General features: G+C 63.0%; 14 protein-coding genes, 1 pseudogene and 1 riboswitch. Of the genes and pseudogenes, 7 read left to right on the top strand and 8 right to left on the bottom strand.

What is annotated here, in order from left to right:
- Positions 1-2 precede the first annotated feature (2 nt).
- On the bottom strand, positions 3-800 hold the full coding sequence (gene murI, locus DESUT3_RS04380) for a glutamate racemase (protein WP_221251240.1): 798 nt from the start codon (positions 798-800) through the stop codon (positions 3-5).
- A gap of 188 nt (positions 801-988) precedes the next feature.
- On the opposite strand from murI, the gene DESUT3_RS04375 reads away from it, so the two are divergent.
- The 6 genes from DESUT3_RS04375 to DESUT3_RS04350 all read left to right on the top strand — a co-directional run bounded on the left by DESUT3_RS04375 (position 989) and on the right by DESUT3_RS04350 (position 7,892).
- Positions 989-1,321 (top strand): hypothetical protein, encoded by a 333-nt coding sequence (locus tag DESUT3_RS04375; protein ID WP_221251239.1) that lies wholly within the window; start codon positions 989-991, stop codon positions 1,319-1,321.
- A gap of 63 nt (positions 1,322-1,384) precedes the next feature.
- Positions 1,385-1,642 carry a cytochrome c gene (locus DESUT3_RS04370; protein WP_225911624.1) on the top strand — a complete coding sequence of 86 codons (258 nt, stop codon included), beginning with the start codon at positions 1,385-1,387 and terminating at the stop codon, positions 1,640-1,642.
- A 26-nt stretch (positions 1,643-1,668) separates the two neighbouring features.
- Positions 1,669-2,289 carry a putative metallopeptidase gene (locus tag DESUT3_RS04365; protein ID WP_221251238.1) on the top strand — a complete coding sequence of 207 codons (621 nt, stop codon included), beginning with the start codon at positions 1,669-1,671 and terminating at the stop codon, positions 2,287-2,289.
- Positions 2,290-2,666: 377 nt separating this feature from the next.
- Positions 2,667-3,692 carry a peptidylprolyl isomerase gene (locus DESUT3_RS04360; RefSeq protein WP_221251237.1) on the top strand — a complete coding sequence of 342 codons (1,026 nt, stop codon included), beginning with the start codon at positions 2,667-2,669 and terminating at the stop codon, positions 3,690-3,692.
- Between the two features lie 250 nt (positions 3,693-3,942).
- Positions 3,943-4,017, top strand: a riboswitch (cyclic di-GMP riboswitch).
- 277 nt (positions 4,018-4,294) lie between these two features.
- Complete coding sequence (locus DESUT3_RS04355) at positions 4,295-6,196, top strand: IPT/TIG domain-containing protein (RefSeq protein WP_221251236.1); 1,902 nt, start codon at positions 4,295-4,297, stop codon at positions 6,194-6,196.
- Positions 6,197-6,392: 196 nt separating this feature from the next.
- Positions 6,393-7,892, top strand: a complete 1,500-nt coding sequence (locus DESUT3_RS04350) for a S8 family peptidase (protein WP_221251235.1) — start codon at positions 6,393-6,395, stop codon at positions 7,890-7,892.
- Positions 7,893-8,060: 168 nt separating this feature from the next.
- On the opposite strand, the gene DESUT3_RS04345 is transcribed toward DESUT3_RS04350, so the two are convergent.
- From DESUT3_RS04345 to DESUT3_RS04335, 3 genes and pseudogenes are all read right to left on the bottom strand, one after another.
- Entirely contained in the window at positions 8,061-8,762 is a 702-nt protein-coding gene (locus DESUT3_RS04345; RefSeq protein WP_221251234.1) for an anaerobic ribonucleoside-triphosphate reductase activating protein, read from the bottom strand.
- Positions 8,763-8,765: 3 nt separating this feature from the next.
- Positions 8,766-8,897 (bottom strand): annotated as a pseudogene (gene nrdD / locus DESUT3_RS04340) (anaerobic ribonucleoside-triphosphate reductase); the annotation flags it as partial.
- 105 nt (positions 8,898-9,002) lie between these two features.
- On the bottom strand, positions 9,003-10,991 hold the full coding sequence (locus DESUT3_RS04335; protein WP_221251232.1) for a ribonucleoside triphosphate reductase: 1,989 nt from the start codon (positions 10,989-10,991) through the stop codon (positions 9,003-9,005).
- A 286-nt stretch (positions 10,992-11,277) separates the two neighbouring features.
- Between DESUT3_RS04335 and nikR the strand changes: the two genes are divergently transcribed.
- The gene (nikR, locus tag DESUT3_RS04330; protein WP_221251231.1) at positions 11,278-11,697 is read left to right on the top strand and encodes a nickel-responsive transcriptional regulator NikR; all 420 of its coding nucleotides are present in this window, start codon (positions 11,278-11,280) and stop codon (positions 11,695-11,697) included.
- Between the two features lie 61 nt (positions 11,698-11,758).
- Here the strand turns inward: nikR and DESUT3_RS21100 are convergent, their stop codons facing one another.
- The 4 genes from DESUT3_RS21100 to DESUT3_RS04310 all read right to left on the bottom strand — a co-directional run bounded on the left by DESUT3_RS21100 (position 11,759) and on the right by DESUT3_RS04310 (position 16,888).
- A complete protein-coding gene (locus DESUT3_RS21100; RefSeq protein WP_221251230.1) occupies positions 11,759-14,005 on the bottom strand; it encodes a HAMP domain-containing sensor histidine kinase in 2,247 nt (748 codons plus the stop codon).
- A 167-nt stretch (positions 14,006-14,172) separates the two neighbouring features.
- Positions 14,173-14,880, bottom strand: coding sequence for an ABC transporter ATP-binding protein (locus tag DESUT3_RS04320; RefSeq protein WP_221251229.1), 708 nt, complete (start codon positions 14,878-14,880; stop codon positions 14,173-14,175).
- Positions 14,873-15,661, bottom strand: a complete 789-nt coding sequence (locus tag DESUT3_RS04315) for an ABC transporter ATP-binding protein (RefSeq protein ID WP_221251228.1) — start codon at positions 15,659-15,661, stop codon at positions 14,873-14,875. The genes DESUT3_RS04320 and DESUT3_RS04315 overlap by 8 nt, the downstream gene beginning before the upstream one ends.
- A 3-nt stretch (positions 15,662-15,664) precedes the next feature.
- Positions 15,665-16,888 (bottom strand): ABC transporter permease subunit, encoded by a 1,224-nt coding sequence (locus tag DESUT3_RS04310; protein WP_221252469.1) that lies wholly within the window; start codon positions 16,886-16,888, stop codon positions 15,665-15,667.
- Positions 16,889-16,927: the final 39 nt, after the last annotated feature.

The raw sequence follows: 16,927 nt of genomic DNA, 5'->3' as shown, positions 1-16,927 counted from the left end.
TCCTAGTCCAGGGTCACCTGTTCCACACCCTGCAGCGGGGTGCCGAGAAATGCTCCGCCGACCCGTTCGAAGCGGGTCGGAATGTCGGAAACGAAAAACCTGGGGGGGCCGGGGGGATCGCGACGGGTCAGACCCCTGTCGGCCAGCACTCTGGCCACGTTCAGGGCGGTCTCCTCGGCGGAGTCGACCAGCTCCACGGCGGGGCCGAGCACCTGATGCAGGGTGTTTTTCAGCAGCGGGTAGTGGGTACAGCCCAGCACCAGCGTATCGATCCCGGCGCCGGCCAGGGGGCCGAGGTATTCCTGGGCGGTCAGCAGCGCGACGGGGTGCTCGGCCCAGCCTTCCTCGGCCAGCGGCACGAACAGGGGGCAGGGCGTCGAATGAATCTCCACAGCCGCGTCGAGGTTCTGGATGGCCCGGGTGTAGGCCCCGCTCTTCACGGTCCCCTCGGTGCCGATCACCCCGACCCGGCGCGAGCGGGTAATGGCCACGGCCTTGCGGGCCCCGGGCTCGATGACGCCGATCACCGGCAGGTTGAAGCGTTCCTCGAGGGCGGCAAGGGCCACCGAGGAAGCGGTGTTGCAGGCCACCACGAGCATCTTGACCTTTTTCTCCACCAGAAAGGCGGCGGCCTCCAGCGCGTAGCGCAAGACCGTGGCCGGGCTCTTGGTGCCATAGGGGACCCTGGCGGTATCCCCAAGGTAGATCAATTCCTCACCGGGCAGGCGGTGCATCAGTTCCTTGAAAACCGTCAGGCCACCCACCCCTGAATCGAATACTCCGATAGCGCGTTCAGGCACGTTGTCTTCTTTCATCCTGCGATAAGAACAAAGCACGTCATACTAGAAAAGCCCCCCTGAAAAGTCAAGGATTCACCGGTTTTGGCTTTACTTTTGCTTAAGACAATTGTTATTGTTGACTCTTCCCGACCCACGCCGTGAAATGCCGGGCCCGGATGACACCGAGTTCGCCTGACAGGATCTTCGCTATGGACCTCTCCAAGGCCGCCGATTTTCTCAAGCATCTCGAAACCGAACGAGTCATCGCCTTTTTGCAGGAGATGAACGTCGGCACGCTGATCCACAACCCCTGGTTTCTCGGCAGCATGGGAGCCGCGGCCTTGATTGCCCTGCTGATGCATTGGCGGCTGCTGCTGGCGACGATCCTCGGCATCACCGGCTTCAGCTGGCTGCTCTCCTACACCCTGCAGCAGGGAACAGCCATCGACGGCCCGGCGAGCCAGACCCTGCTGGTCTTTGTCGGCGGCGGGGTTGCGCTGATCATGGTGATCATCTACCTGCTGTTTATCAAGACCGAATAACCCGGCCCGAGCCTGCCCCGCGGCACGGCGCTTCGAGCAAGGCCACCTACCCCGAGTTGACCAATGCTGAAAAAACGAGACCTGATCCTGATCGCCGTCGGCATCGCGATTGTGCTTTTTCTTTGGGCCGCTCCCGAAGAATCGACCACCCGGGTGCCGATGGACGAGTCGCACCAGCAAATTTACGACATTTATCACGCCGAGGGGAAAAAGGCCGCCGAAAAGGTCTGTGAACAGTGTCACAACGAAGACGGGGTCCCCTTCCCCAAGGACCATCCGCCCAAGTATCGCTGCCTGTTCTGCCACAAGATGAAGGATTAACATCGCCACCGAACGAGGGCCTGCTCATGCCCCCTAAGGGCCTCCCCCTCCAGGGTGCCGTCGATGTCTCGGCGCACTTCGAGCGGCTCTGCGCCGACCTGGCGCACCGACTCCCCGCACTTGGCCATATCGACCCGCGGCGGGTTCTGTTCTGCATTTCCCGCTCCAGGGCCGAGGGAACCCACGGAGTCTACGCCCGCATCGCCCCTTTGCGTTTCAGCGGCGGCCGGCGCGAAGAGACCCGCCGGCGGGGCCGCTACCTGGAGACCTTCCGCCTGCCTGACCTCAGGCATCGCGGACAGGAGATCCTGTATCTGGTCTATATCCTGTTCCCCCGCTTTTTGCGCCTGTCCTACGAACAGCGCCTCAGCACCATCATCCACGAGCTCTATCACATTTCCGAAAACTTCGACGGCGACATCCGGCGCTTTGCCGGGCGCAATTACGCCCACGGCTCCTCACGCAAGGGATTCAACGAAACGGTTGCCGGGCTGATGGAGCGCTATCTCGCCACGGACCCGAGCCCCGAACTGCTGCAGGTGCTCCAGCTTTCCGAGCAACAGTGGGCGAATGGCCAGCTGAGAATAACCGGCCTCAAAGTTTCCCTGCCGAGGGCCACGCTGGTCGATCGCCGCAGGCCAAAGTGAATCACCGCCGCCTCACCGTCTCTCATTTGCGACAAAAGACAAATCCCCTCATTTCGCGCCACTCCGGGTTTCGACCCAAACAGCTGTCGCCAAACACCAACAAATCATCTCCCCCGGCAGGCCAACCGGCCTGCCCATGAAACACAACCCATCGAAATATTCCATTTATTTCACTTGGTACATTAATTGCTTCTCTATGTAACCGATCCGGAGAAGCAGTACCCTGGCCCTCTTGCTCTTTTCTTCCGCGCTCGGTTATAATGCGAAAAGTGTATTCGCCCTGGCAGACCACGGAAGGGGTCCGCCAGAGCTTTGGCCAGCCCCGGGAGGCCATTCCCAACGAATGCCGCCCGACCGAGCAAAGGATCCTGATGCAGATGACTTTTCACCCAGGGAGCCGCCAAGGCTCCACCCCGACCCGAATGTTTTTGCGAGGCAAACTCGTGGCTGCCGCAGCCCTTGTGCTGCTTGCCGGCCTGGCCCAGGCCCCCGTTTGCGCTGCGGCCGACGAAACCGCGGCCCCTGGTCCGGACGCCCAGGTCGTGGTGGCAAAGGTCAACGATCAGCCCATCTATTCCGCGCAGATCGCCCCCGCGGTGGAAAAGAGCCTGGGGAAATACCGCAACTTCGGGGTCCAGAACCCTTCGGAACAGTACGTCAATTCCATCAAGGCCAAGGTCTTGGAGGAATTCATCGCCGCCGAACTGCTTTACCAGGCAGCCCAGAAGCTGCCCATTGCCGACCTGAAGGAGAGGGTCAGCAAGCAGATCGAGGCCCTCAAAGGGAGCCACCGCCAGGACCTCAGGAGCAAATCCGACGACGAACTGGCAGATATCGCCCGGCGCCAGATAGTGATCGGCGAATACATGAACCGCAACGAACTGCTGGACCCGCAGGTCCCCGAGGAGCAGATCCGCGAGTATTTCGAAAAGAACAAAGTCGCCTTCACAGCCAACGAGGCAGTCAACGTTCGACACATCCTGATCGCAGCCTCCCGTGAGGACGCCCCGGAAACCCGCAACAATGCCCTGGAAAAGGCACTCAAGGCGCGCCAGGAGATTGTTGACGGCAGGCCCTTCGAGGAAGTTGCCAAGGAGGTCTCCGACTGCAACTCGGCGCCGGGAGGGGGACAACTGGGGTACCAGGAGCGGGGCTTCATGCCGAAGGAATTCGACGAAGTCGCCTTCGCAGCGGAACCAGCGGTGCTGAGCCAGCCGGTTGAAACCCAGTACGGCTACCATGTTCTCGAGGTCCTGGAGCACCGCCAGAGCGGTGTCCGGCCCTACGAGGAAGTTCGCGACTTTATTGGCAAATTCTTAAGTGGCCAATTGCGGGAGCAGAACCTTGCGGCCCATCTGAAAAAACTCCGCGAACAGGCCAAGGTTGAAATTCTGTTGAATTGAACGGTATTTCGGGCTGTTGGGCGGGGCTGAAAAATCATTTAGGCCTTGACATGACCTGGGTGGGGCGTAGTATCTTTAGGAGCAATTCACCTGAAAACCCAGGCTTGGTGGGAGGGGGCGACCACGGGGGCATCTAGGTTTTCCTGGGGCACATCGTGCCGATTACCCGCAAAGCCTCCCCTTAAAAAAAAAGCCAACTGACGAAATGGCCTTGCCTTCAGCCAGTGGCAAGCCCCCATCACTTGGCGTAAGCAGTAAAAGCCAAACCCACCGCGAGGTGGGGACGGAAAGCCGCGGGTCTCACGCAGACAGCCGGGTTGCCTGAATTCAAGGGCAACCCTTTTTTTTTCGGGCGATGCGGCCCACTGCCACCTGAAACCGGCCGCCCGCAACAATTCAATCCCAGGACCGCCTTGGCGTCCAAAAGGCCCGCGCCGGGCGGTGTACCCTGCCAGTAACGGCGGTCGCAGACCGCATAAAGACTTTTCCCGGAAGGAGGTGAACTCCCCCGCAGAATTCCTGCCAGCTTGACTGCCGATCCGAGTGGGATCGGAAAATGACCAAAGAGGCCTGATCAATTGAACAACAAAGGGAGCAAAAAAATGAAAAACGGTTTCAAGGTATTGGCTTGTGCCGCCCTGCTGGTTTTCGGCGCGGCTTTCGTTGCCTCCGCGAACGTACCACCACCTCCTGTCAACCAGCAGCTCGGGATCCCCGACGGCGTCTTCTCCGGCCTGACCGAGGCTCAGTGCCGTGAGTGCCACGTCGCCCAGGGCGGCACCCCCCCGGCAGGCGTTCCCATCGACCCGGTCCAGATCTCCCAGGGGAACGTCAACCGTCACCACCTGTTGGTAGGCACCGCGATCCCGGCGACCAGCGCCCTGTTCTCCACGACCGCCACCAACCCGACCAATCCCGACGCCAACCAGGACGGGATTAACGACACCACCTACGACTGTATGAACTGCCACGCGCTGCAGGTGGTCAACGGCGTGTTCGTCATCCAGGCGTTCCGCAACTGCACCCTGTGCCACGAGGTGCTGCCCAACCAGGAGACTGTCCATCACGCCACCGCTAATGCCCGCGGCCGCGACTGCAAGTCCTGCCACGGTTCGGTGGTCGACAACTCCCCGCAGGCGGCGCTGAATCCCGGGACTCACACCATCCCGACCTACACCCCGAGCCTGGTGACCCCCTTCCCGAGCAACAAGCCCAACGGCGGCGAACTCAACGCCTTCAACGTTCGCGAGGGTAACTGCAACTACTGCCACAGCAACACCGATCCCGATCCGCTGGTCCCGGCCGTCGACACCGTTACCGGTCGCCTGGTGTACCGCAACGCCGAAACCCACCACAGCACTGGCCTGGCCCTGAACGACGCCAACGGCAACCCGCGCTGTTTCTGGTGTCACCAGACCAGCGCTCCGGGCGTGCCCAACCTGAGCAGCCCCCTGGCCATCCGCAAGTGCGAGGAGTGCCACAGCATCCCGACCCTGCACAACATCCAGGTCGACTCCCCCGCCACTGCCAACGTCGGCACTGTAGTTCCGGGTGCTGAGGATCCCTGGTGGGGCCACATCGGCGCCAACAGCGACTGCCAGGGCTGCCATGGCTTCACCGCCACCGCAGCAAGCCTGGCTCCGATGAGCGGGCCCCTGGCCATGAACCTGGGCGGCCTGAGCAGCCTGGTCTTTACCGCCGGTGAAGCCAAGGACATCGTCGCCTGGGGCACCAACTTCGAAAACTCCGTCAGCATGTACGGCATGACCCTGAGCTACGCTGCCAACGTCGTCGTAACCGACGCCAACGGCTACGCTCGCACCCTGCAGCCGACCACCCGCACTGCCGACCGCATGGAATTCACCATGCCGGCCGACCTCACCGCCGGGACCTACAAGGTCACCGCGCTGAAGAACGACAAGACCTCCAACCCCATCGCCATCACCGTGATGCCCAATACCGGGATCACCTCGGCGACCTGCGATAACGGCACCCTGACCGTCCTGGGCAGCGGCTTCGGCAGCGCTCCCCCGGCAGCGGCCAGCGACCTCGGCGCCTTCATGAACGGCACCCAGGCCCAGGTGATTTCCTGGGCTGACGACCGGATCGTCGCCAGCGGCGCCTGCGGCGAGAACCTGGTGGTGAAATCGACCTTCACCGCTGCCGCCACCGCCAGCGTCACCGCCCCCCCGGTGGTGGAAGAGCCCCCGGTGGTGGAAGAGCCTCCCGTGGTGGAAGAGCCCCCGGCAGTCATCGCTCCGGTCATCGACGACCTGAACCGCGACTCGGGCCGCTCCCGCGACACCCGGAAGATCGAAGGCGCCAACTTCGGCAGTAACCAGGGCAGCTCCTACGTGCTGTTCGGCGATGAAAAGGCCGACATCCGTCGCTGGAAGGCCGATGAAATTGCCTTCCGCGTGCCCAGCGTCCGCCGCGGCAACTACGACATCGTCGTGGTCGTCAACGGCGTAAAGAGCAACGCGGTATCCTTCCGCGTGAGATAATTCACCCCAACCGGAGGCGTTCCGGTCACTGACCGGAACGCATTCCTCCGCAGCAACACGGGCAGGGGGGCCTGCCGAGGCAGGCCCCCCTTGTTCTTTTCCGATCTTCCCTCTTCACCTCCGGCAGCAATCTATGGACCACCCGGGCTTGGCCCCGGGAGCGCCCGGCTTCCTGTCGGTTCTGGAGTAGCACGCTATGAGAAGTATCCCGTTGTTCCTCGCCCTCATCGCCCTGGTCTGCACGGGGATGTCCATTCCCGCCGAAGCCATGGCGGCCGAGAAAAGGGTCATCATCGGCTTCCGCTCGGCGCCCGGCGCCCAGGAGGAATCAGCCGTTTCCGCCCGCAGGGGCAAAATCAAGCGCAAGTTCAAACGCCTTCCGGTCATCGCCGCGAGCCTGCCCGAGGAGGAAATCGCCAAACTTAAAGACAACCCCCTGGTCGCCTACGTCCAGGAGGATGCCCTGGTGCAGATGATCGCCCCCCTGGCCGCTTCCATCGAATACCAGAATTCCTGGGGCGTGGAGCGCATCGGCAGCCGCGCTGTGCACCTGCAGGGCATCACCGGCACCACCACGGGTGGCGCCAGGGTCAAAATAGCCGTCGTCGACTCGGGCATCGACGCCAGCCACCCGGAACTGGCGGGCGTTTATGCCGGCGGCACCGACTTCGTCTTCGGCGATGCGGTCCCCGACGACGAAAACGGTCACGGCACCCACGTGGCCGGGATCATCGCCGCCGCCCTCAACGACCAGGGGGTGGTGGGTGTCGCCCCATCCGCGGAAATTTACGCCGTCAGGGTCATGGACGGGGGCGGACAAGGGTTTGTCAGCTGGGTCATCCAGGGGATCGACTGGGCCATCGACAACCAGGTCGACATCATCAATTTGAGCCTTGCCGTCACGGTGAATGACCCTGCCCTGCAGCAGGCCTGCGACCAGGCCTGGCAGGCGGGCATCCTGGTGGTTGCCGCAGCGGGCAACTTCGGCGGCGGGCCAGTCACCTACCCGGCGGCCTACGATTCGGTGATCGCCGTCAGCGCAACCCAGATAGACGACCAGTTCGCCACCTTCTCCAGCCTCGGCCCTGAGGTAGAACTGGCCGCGCCGGGCACGGACATCACCTCGACCTACCTCGGCGGCGGGTACATGGGGTTCTCCGGCACCTCGGAAGCCGCCCCCCACGTCAGCGGGGTAGCCGCCCTGGTCATAGCCAAGGGGATCGAAGATCTCAACAACGACGGCCGAATCAACGACGAAGTGCGTTTCCGCCTGCAGCAAACCGCCACCGACCTCGGCACGGTAGGGAGAGACGATTGGTTCGGCTTCGGCCTGGTCAACGCGGCCAATGCCGTCAACTTTACACAGATCCCCGACACTGACCCCGGACCTTTCGAGCCGATGGTCATCGACCTGACCCGGACCACCGCGCCGCGGGAGAACGACGCCCAGCAGGTGATCCTGCCCGGCGGCAACTACCTGGTCACCATCAAGCACAGCACCCTTAAACGGCTGTTTGTCGAGGTTTATGAAAACGGCCAGCGGGTGGCCGAACTCTCCAGCGTGGTGCGCTTCCGCGGCAAGCGCTCCAAAGCCAGCCGGGTGGTGCTGAATGCCCCCGCCGGCCCCTATGATATCTGGCTTACCCCCGACGGCCGCCCCGGCTCCGGGGCCGAGTTGCGCATCGACAGCTTCTAGCTGTCGGCGCTTCCCACCCTGGCCGTTCAGGGGACGATCCAGAATCCGGTCTGTCCGTCGCGCGGAGCTAAGGGCAGACGCTGATCGACAGAATCCAGCCAAAACGCAAAAAGGGGAAGGCGTCATGCCTTCCCCTTTTTGCGTTTTGGCGACCAGCGGTTCCCGCCGCTACGGCTCGATGCCGCGAACCTTGAGACTCCGGACGTAGCTTCCAGCCAACTCGGCGAGGGCCCCCAGCTTGGCAACGGGGTGCTGCTCCACCCCGCGAAGCCCCTCGTCCAGGCTGTGGGCCTGCTCGAACTGCTGCAGCACCCACAGCTCTGCCCCCTGGATCAACGCGCCCATTGCCTGGATATCCTCTGCCTCGACATAACCGGGAACGCAGGTGGTGCGAAATTCGTACTGAATCCCGCTCTCCCGCAGGATCGCTGCGCTGGCCTGCAGATCTGCCACCGCCACCGGGGCCCGGTGCAATTCACCATAACGCCCGGGGGAGGTTTTCAGGTCCATGGCCAGGTAGTCGACCAGGCCTTCCGCAAGCGCTCGGCGCAGCACCTGCGGAGCCAGGCCGTTGGTGTCAATCTTGATCCGCAGGTCGAGCTTCCGGATTTCCCGCAGCAGGGGCAGCAGATCGGGGTCGAGGGTCGGCTCGCCCCCGGTCACCACCACCCCGTCGATAAACCGGCGGCGCTCCCGGAGGTCTTCCAGAAGCGCCGTCAGCGGGTAATCGGGCAGTTCGCCGGGTGCCAGCACCAGCGAAGGGTTATGGCAGAACGGACAGGTCAGGTTGCAGCCGCCGAAAAAGACCAGCGAGGCGATCTTGCCCGGGTAGTCGAGCAGACTGGTCCCCTGGAACCCCTTCACCCCCATCGCTCAGTCTTCGCTCTTGCCGCCCACCACGTATTCGGTGCGGTCCTTGAACTCTTCCTTCTTCCCCTTGTTCCACTGCTGCACCGGACGGAAAAATCCGCAGACCCGGGAGTAAACCTCGGTTTTCGCATCGCATTTGGTTGCCATGTTGCCTCCTTCAGGTAGGGGCGCACCTGCGTGTGCGCCCTTATTCATTGCAGGCCGTACCATCAGGGCAGACACGCAGGTCTGCCCCTACCGTCAGGCCGCCTTCCCCTCGTGATGATGGGGGCAGGCGAAGTGTTCTCCGGGGATGTAGCCGTGCACCGGACAGATGGTGAAAGTGGGGCTGATGGTGAAATAGGGAAGATGGAAGTTTTCGGCGATCCGCTTCACCAGCAGCCGGGCGCTGCGCCAGTCGTCGAGGCGCTCGCCGAGAAAACCGTGGAACACGGTGCCGCCGGTGTACTGGGTCTGCAGAGCGTCCTGATGGGTGAGGGCCTGGAAGATGTCTTCAGTGGTCCCCACCGGCAGCTGGGTGGAATTGGTGTAGTAGGGCTCTTCGCCACCGGCGGTGCGGATATCCGGAAAGCGCTTGCGGTCGGCCCGGGCCAACCGGAAGCTGGTCCCCTCGGCGGGCGTCGCCTCCAGGTTGTAGAGATGCCCGGTCTGCTCCTGGAAGGCCTCGAGCTGGCCGCGCATGAACTGCAGGGCCTTGACGGCGAAGGCCTTGCCCGCCGCCGTATCGATCCCCTGGCCGAGCAGGTTGAGGCAGGCCTCGTTCATGCCGAGCAGGCCGATGGTGGAAAAGTGGTTGTCCCAATAGTTGCCGCTGCGCTCGCGGATACCCGCAAGGTAGTAGCGGCTGTAAGGATAGAGCCCTTCGTCGGTAAAACGCTCGAGCTGCTTGCGCTTGATCTCCAGCGATTCGAAGGCGAGCCGCATCAGCTCCGAGATGCGGGCATAGAAAGCCTCTTCGCTTTCGGCCAGGAAGGCGGCCCGAGGCAGGTTGAGAGTGACCACGCCGATCGACCCGGTGAGCGGGTTGCTGCCAAACAGCCCGCCGCCGCGGCGGCGCAGTTCGCGGTTGTCCAGGCGCAGCCGACAGCACATGGAGCGCGCATCCTCGGGGTCCATATCCGAGTTGATAAAGTTGCTGAAATAGGGGATGCCGTACTTGGCGGTCATCTCCCAGATCGGCTGCATGCGCTCGCCTTCCCAATCGGTGTCGGCGGTGATGTTGTAGGTCGGGATGGGGAAGGAGAAGATCCGCCCGGAGGCATCGCCGGCCATCATCACCTCGCAGAAGGCCCGGTTGAAGAGGTCCATCTCGGCCTGGAACTCTCCGTAGGTCTGCTCCATCATCCGCCCGCCGCAGATAACGGCTTCCCCGGCCATGTTGCGCGGCGGGGTCACGTCCATGGTGATATTGGTGAAGGGGGTCTGGAAGCCGACGCGGGTCGGCACGTTCATGTTAAAGATGAACTCCTGCATCGCCTGCTTGACTTCCTTGAAGCCGAGCCGGTCGTAGCGGATGAAAGGCGCCAGCAGGGTGTCGAAGTTGGCGAAGGCCTGGGCCCCGGCCGCCTCGCCCTGCAGGGTGTAGAAGAAGTTGACCACCTGGCCGAGCGCGGTGCGAAAGTGACTGGCCGGGGCACTCTGCACCTTGCCGTAGGCGCCGGTGAACCCCTTGAGCAGCAGGTCCTTCAGGTCCCAGCCGCAGCAGTAGACCGAGAGCATGCCCAGATCGTGGATATGAAAGTCGGCGTTGCGGTGCGCGTCAGCGATGTAGCTCGGATAGATTTTGTTGAGCCAGTAATTGCTGGTGATATTGGCGGCGATATGGTTGTTGAGCCCCTGCAGGGAGTAGCCCATGTTGGCGTTTTCGTTGACCCGCCAGTCCTCCTGGGTGAGGTAGGAATCGATCGCCTCGATCGACTCCTTCATGAACTCCTGAGTCCTGCGCAAGGACTCGTGCTGCTTGCGGTAGAGGATGTAGGCTTTGGCCACCTTGGCGTGACCATTTTCGATGAGGATCTTCTCGACCAGGTCCTGAACGTTTTCCACCGTGGGAACCCGCTCGTCCTTGTAGATGACCTGAAGAATGCCCACCACCTGCCGGGTGATGGAGGCGGCCTTTTCCATGTCGCTGCCGCCGACGGCCCGGACCGCCTTGCGGATGGCCTCGGTGACCTTTGACTCTTCGAAGGAAACCAGCCTCCCGTCCCTCTTGCGAATGAACTCGAGCATCTTTCCCACCCTCCCTCTCAACTGTTCAGCATTTCCGGGACCGCCCGAGGGGGGCGGAACGCCGGCACAATTAGGGCGAATTTAGCACAGTGAGTTGGGGTGTCAAGGCAAAAGACACAAGATATAGCCGGTTTTTTTCCGAAAAAACACTACATCTTGTGAACCACCGGTGGAGATGCTGTGGATAGGAAGTGGACAGCCGAGGCTAGCCCCGCAATATTCTTGACCCTTGGGGAGGGGCGTGCTAAACACGTGGGCATCCCACCCAGGCTCGGAGGCGGCAACCATGTCCGAACTTTCTCGTTTCGGAATTTCCATTGACGATCGGCTGCTCAAGCGCTTTGACGAGCTGATTGCCCGCAAGGGGTACGGCAACCGCTCCGAGGCGATTCGCGACCTGATCCGCGGGGCCCTGGTCGAGGACCAATGGGCCCGCGAGGATGAGCAGACGGTGGGGACCGTTACCCTGGTCTACGACCACCACACCCGCGACCTTGCCGACAAGCTGACCGAGCACCAGCATTCCCACCACGAGGCGATCATTTCTGCGCTGCATGTCCACCTCGATGCCCACCACTGCCTCGAGGTGGTGGTAGTCAAGGGCAAGGCTCGCGAAGTGCGCAAGCTGGCCGATGAACTGATCGGCACCAAGGGGGTCAAGCACGGCAAACTGGTCACCTCCACCACCGGCACCGATCTCACCTGAGCCGCCAGGCACGGCCCCCCAGTCCCACCTCCGCAGGCACTCGCCACAATCCAGGGAGAGGCTAAGCGAATTCGGCCTCGCTGGACGATTCGCGCTGCGGCTGCGGCCGCCCGGGTCCGGCCACCGGCAGTTCAAGAAAAAAGGTACTCCCTTCCCCCTCGCTGCTCTCGACCCGCACCCTTCCGCCGTGCAGGCGGGCGATCTCCTTGACCAGGGGCAGGCCGAGGCCGGTGCCGCCGACGCGCTTGCTCCCCCCGCGATCGATACGGAAGAACCGGTCAAAGATCTGCTCGCGCACCGCCGGGGGGATCCCCTGCCCCTGATCCTCGACCCGCAGGGTAACCCAGCCCTCGGCGGCGCGCGCCCCCAGGGTGACCCGGGTTCCCGGTGGGGAGTACTTGACCGCGTTGGACACCAGGTTTCCCACCGCCTGCCGAAGCAGTTCGGCGTCACCATGAACCGCGGGCAGCCCCTCCTGGCAGTCCAGCACCAGCTTGCGCCGGCTGGAGGGCCCCCCGAACAGCTCGGCAACCTCCTCGAGGAGCTGTTCCAGGGACACCCCGGCGAAACCATCTCCCCCATAGCCCGCCCGCAGACGCTGAAAGCTGAGCAGGTTGTCGATCAGCCCATGGAGACGGTCGGTCTCCTTGAGGATAATCCCCAGGTATTCACGGGCCTCGGCCTCAGCCACCGGATTATCCAACATGAATTCGGCAAAGCCCATCATCGCCGTCAGCGGGGTGCGCATCTCGTGGCTCACCGCGGCGAGCATCTCATCCTTCATCCTGTCGATCTCGAGCCGCTCGCTGATGTCGCGCACGATGCCGACGAGCATCAGTTTCCCTCCCCAACGGAAGGTCCCCGCCGAGACTTCGGCGGGAAACACCGAGCCATCCTTTTTCCGGTGATAGGTCAGCTCGATTCGGCTGAGCGTTCCGGCCAGGACCCTGGCCAGCCGCGCCCGGCCCTGTTCCACATCGCAAAGCAGGTCCTCCAGGCAAAGCCCGGCAAATTCATCCAGCGCGTACCCATAGAGTTCGGCGGCGGCCCGGTTGGCCTCGACCAGCGCACGGGTCTCGGCTTCGAAAATCAGGATCGCGTCTGACTCGGAGGAGAAAATCAGCCGGTAGCGCTCCTCGGATTCGCGCAGCGCGGCGACCTTTCGATCCACCTCCTGCTGCAGGCTGAGGTTCCAGTCAACCAGCCGGTCCCGAGATTCGGCGAGCGAGCGGCCCATTTCCGCGAGTGACCCCGCCAGCCTGCCGAGTTCGTCCCGGGAGCCTATGGCCGGCGGTGAGCTGAAATCGCCCTCGGCCACCCGCAGGGCGTAGCGGGAGAGTCGCCGGATCGGCCGGCTGAATTGCCGGGCGGCAGCAAGTGCCAGCAGGGCGGCGCCCAGGCCGATCAGCAGACCGAAAAAGGCCAGGGTTCGGCGCAGCCCGGTGATCTCCGAAAACAGCTGTTCACCCGGGACGATCTTCAACAGCCGCCACTGCCGGTCCATCCCTGGGTGGACCGCGGCTTCGGCCACCAGACGCTCCCGGCCGATGCTGGCCCCGTTCCCCCCGAGGCTCGACCCTTCGGCCAGCGCTGCCCCCAATTCCGCTTCGAGGATTTCCTGGCGCCCGGAGACAAACTGCAGGTTTGTAGCGCTGCGGCTCATCTCGACGAAGCGGCGGTTGTCCCCGAGCAGAATCACCCGGGTGCCAGATCCGGCGCGCAGGGGGGTCAGCGCGCGCAGCAGCTGGTCGCCAAAGACGTTGATGATCACCACCCCGCGCTTCCGCCCGGCGCCATCGGCCACCACCGTAGCTAGCCGCACCACCAGGCGCAGCGGGTCCTCCGGGACGCCGTACTCGATGTTGGCGTCGAGGTGAGAAAGGTACACCTCTCCGGGGGCGGTCTGCATGGCTTCGCGCCAGTAATAGCGATCGGCCTTGTCCTGCAGTTCGCTTTCCGGCACCTGCACCAGGCGGCCGGCCAGATTGTTCACCCGGATCCGCTCCATGCCCCGGCTGTCCAGGTAGCGCACCTGGTAATAGGCGTTCTCGGCCTGCAGTACCCGATAGAACTCCTCCTGCACCTCCTCCCATCCCGGAGCTTCGGCCCGCGGCTCCAGGCGCCGTTCAAGAAACCGGGCCAGGGCGAGCAGATCGCGCCGGATGCCGGCGAGATAGACCTCGAGGGCCTCGGCTCCGGTCTCCACTTCGACCTGGAGCTCCTGGGCGACCCGGCGTCCGAGGATCTCTTCGCTGCGGTAGGCCACCAGCAGATCGAGAGCCAACAGCGGCAGCAGGGCGAGCGCCATGAAGGCCAGCACCATCCGCCCGCGCAGGCCCAGCTTCGGCCCTCCTGGCGCGCCCGGGGTATTTGGTGAAACTGCGCACATGGGAATAAGTATAACCAAATAAAAACGACAAAAGCCAGCCGCTAATGCGGCTGGCTTTTGTCTGGATCATGCGGGGGTATTCTTTCTCAGATCCCCAGGTAGGCTTTTTTGACGTCCTCGTTGGAGAGCAGCGTCTCGGCGGTGTCGCTCAGGGTGATGCGGCCGTTCTCCATGACGTAGCCGCGGTGGGCCAGCTTGAGGGCCTGGTTGGCATTCTGCTCGACCAGGAAAATGGTGGTGCCGCTCTCCTCGTTGATCTTCTTGATGATCTCGAAGATTTGCTTGATGATCAGCGGCGCCAGCCCCAGCGACGGCTCGTCGAGCAGCAGCAGGCGCGGCCGCCCCATCAGCGCCCGGGAGATGGCGAGCATCTGCTGCTCGCCCCCCGAGAGGGTGCCGCCAGCCTGGTTTCGGCGCTGGGCGAGGATCGGAAAGAGGTCCAGGACGTATTCGAGGTCCTTCTTGATCCCCTCTTTGTCCCGCCGCAAAAATGTGCCCATCTCCAGGTTCTCCAGCACCGACATGTTGGGGAAGATGCGACGCCCTTCGGGGACCTGGTTGATCCCCAGGGTGACGATCTTGTCGGGACTCATCCCCTGGATCGGGCTCCCCTTGAACCAGATCTCCCCGGTACGCGGCGGCACCACCCCGCAGATCGACATCAGGGTGGTCGACTTGCCGGCACCGTTGGCGCCGATCAGGGTGACGATCTCGCCCTGGGCGATCTCGATGGTGACCCCCTTGAGGGCCTGGATGTTCCCGTAGAATGTATTGATATTCTTGAGCTTAAGCATGGGCTTCCTCGCCGAGGTAGGCTTCGATGACCTTGGGATTGGTGCGGATTTCCTGGGGAGTCCCCTTGGCGATTTCCTTGCCGTATTCCATCACGTAGATGCGGTCCGAGATGTTCATGACCAGCTTCATATCGTGCTCGATGAGCAGGATGGCGATCTTCTCCTCGTCGCGGATGCGCACGATGAGCTCGTCCAGGTCGTGCGTCTCCTGGGGGTTCATCCCGGCCGCCGGCTCGTCGAGCAGCAGCAGGAACGGCTCGGTGGCCATCGCCCTGGCGATCTCCAGGCGCCGCTGCGCCCCGTAGGGGAGATTGCGGGCAAACTCGTTGGCGAAGCCCTGCAGCCCCACCTTCTCGAGCAGGTGATAGCTCATCTCCACCGTTTCCCGCTCCTGGCGCCGGGAGCCGGCACCGCGCAGCACCGCGCCGAGGATATTGGTGGTGGTGCGGCAATGGCGGCCGATCATCACGTTCTCCAGCACGGTCATGGCCGGGAACAGGCGGATGTTCTGGAAGGTGCGCGCCATGCCAATGCCGGTCACCCGGTTGGGCTTGAAGCCGTTGATCTTCACCGCCTTGCCCTGGGGCGGGTGCAGCAGCACTTCCCCGAAGCTCGGTTTATAGATCCCTGTGACGCAATTGAAGAAGGTGGTCTTGCCGGCCCCGTTGGGGCCGATAAGGGCAACGATCTCCCCTTCGCAGATCTCCATGGACACCCGGTCGACGGCCCGCAGCCCGCCGAAATCCATGGTCAGTTGCTTGACTTCGAGAAGCTTCTTCATAGTCTATCCGTTCGCCTCGTCGGTTTTGAGGCCCTTGAACTCGTATTTGCGCCGCACGTTGGTGATCAGCCCCTGGGGTCGGAAGATCATCATCAGCACCATCACCGCACCGAACACCAGCATCCGGTAGTCGGCGAAGGCACGCAGGTACTCGGGCATGAGAATCAGCACCAGGGCGGCGATGATCACCCCGATGATCGAGCCCATCCCGCCCAGCACGACGATGGAAAGCACGATGGCCGATTCCATGAAGGTGAAGCTGTTGGGGTTGATGTAGGTGTTGCGGGCGGCGAAAATGACCCCGACCAGCCCGGCCCAGAAGGCGCCGAAGGCATAGGCGGAGAGCTTGGTGCGAGCCATGTCGATGCCCATGGCGACGCAGGCGATTTCGTCCTCGCGCAGGGCCATCCAGGCGCGGCCGATGCGCGAATCCTTGAGCCGGTTGGTGACGAAGATGGTAAAGAGCACCAGCAGCACCATCAGGTAGTAGATATAGATGGTGACCTCGCTGATGCCGAAATCGGCCCCGAACAACCCGGGCCGGTCGATGTTGGCAATCCCCTTGGCTCCGTTGAAGACCTCTTCCCAGTTCTCGATGATGATCTTGGCGATGGAGCCGAAGCCGAGAGTCACGATGGCCAGGTAGTCACCGCGCAGCCGCAGGATGGGAAAGCCGAGGACCACCCCGAGCAGCGCGCCGATGATGCCCCCCAGGGGCAGACAGGTCCAGAACCCCAGGCCGAAGTTGGAATTGAGCAGGCCGTAGGTGTAGGCGCCGGCGGCGAAAAAGGCGACATAGCCCAGGTCGAGCAGGCCGGCCAGGCCGACGGTGATGTTGAGACCGAGCCCCAGCACCACGAAGATCAGCGCCAGCACCATGATATTGACCTGGTAGGTGTCAAACAGCAGCGGGAATACCACAGCCACCACCCCCAGGGCAATCAGCACCGGACGGAACACCTTGGGATCTTCCAGCAGCCGTTGCCCCAGCCCCGGGCCCGCCTGCTCATCTTCGCCCAGTTCGGCCTTTTGTGAACGGCGGTTGCGGCGGTGCAGGGCGTAGCGCCAGAGCAGGGAGAGCACAAACGCCCCCAAGCCGACCCAGAACATGTTCAGCCAGCGCCACTCGACTTCGTTTTTCAGGGTATTGACCCGCACCACCATCAGCGGCAGGGTCAAAAACATGAACCAAAGGGCGATGCCCAGGGATCGTTTAATGTTATTGATCATCGTCGTACCACGTCTGCAAAGGAATCAGAGAAAACT

Source organism: Desulfuromonas versatilis, assembly GCF_019704135.1.
Classification (GTDB): domain Bacteria; phylum Desulfobacterota; class Desulfuromonadia; order Desulfuromonadales; family NIT-T3; genus Desulfuromonas_A; species Desulfuromonas_A versatilis.
This window is presented reverse-complemented; position numbering and strand designations above follow the sequence as displayed.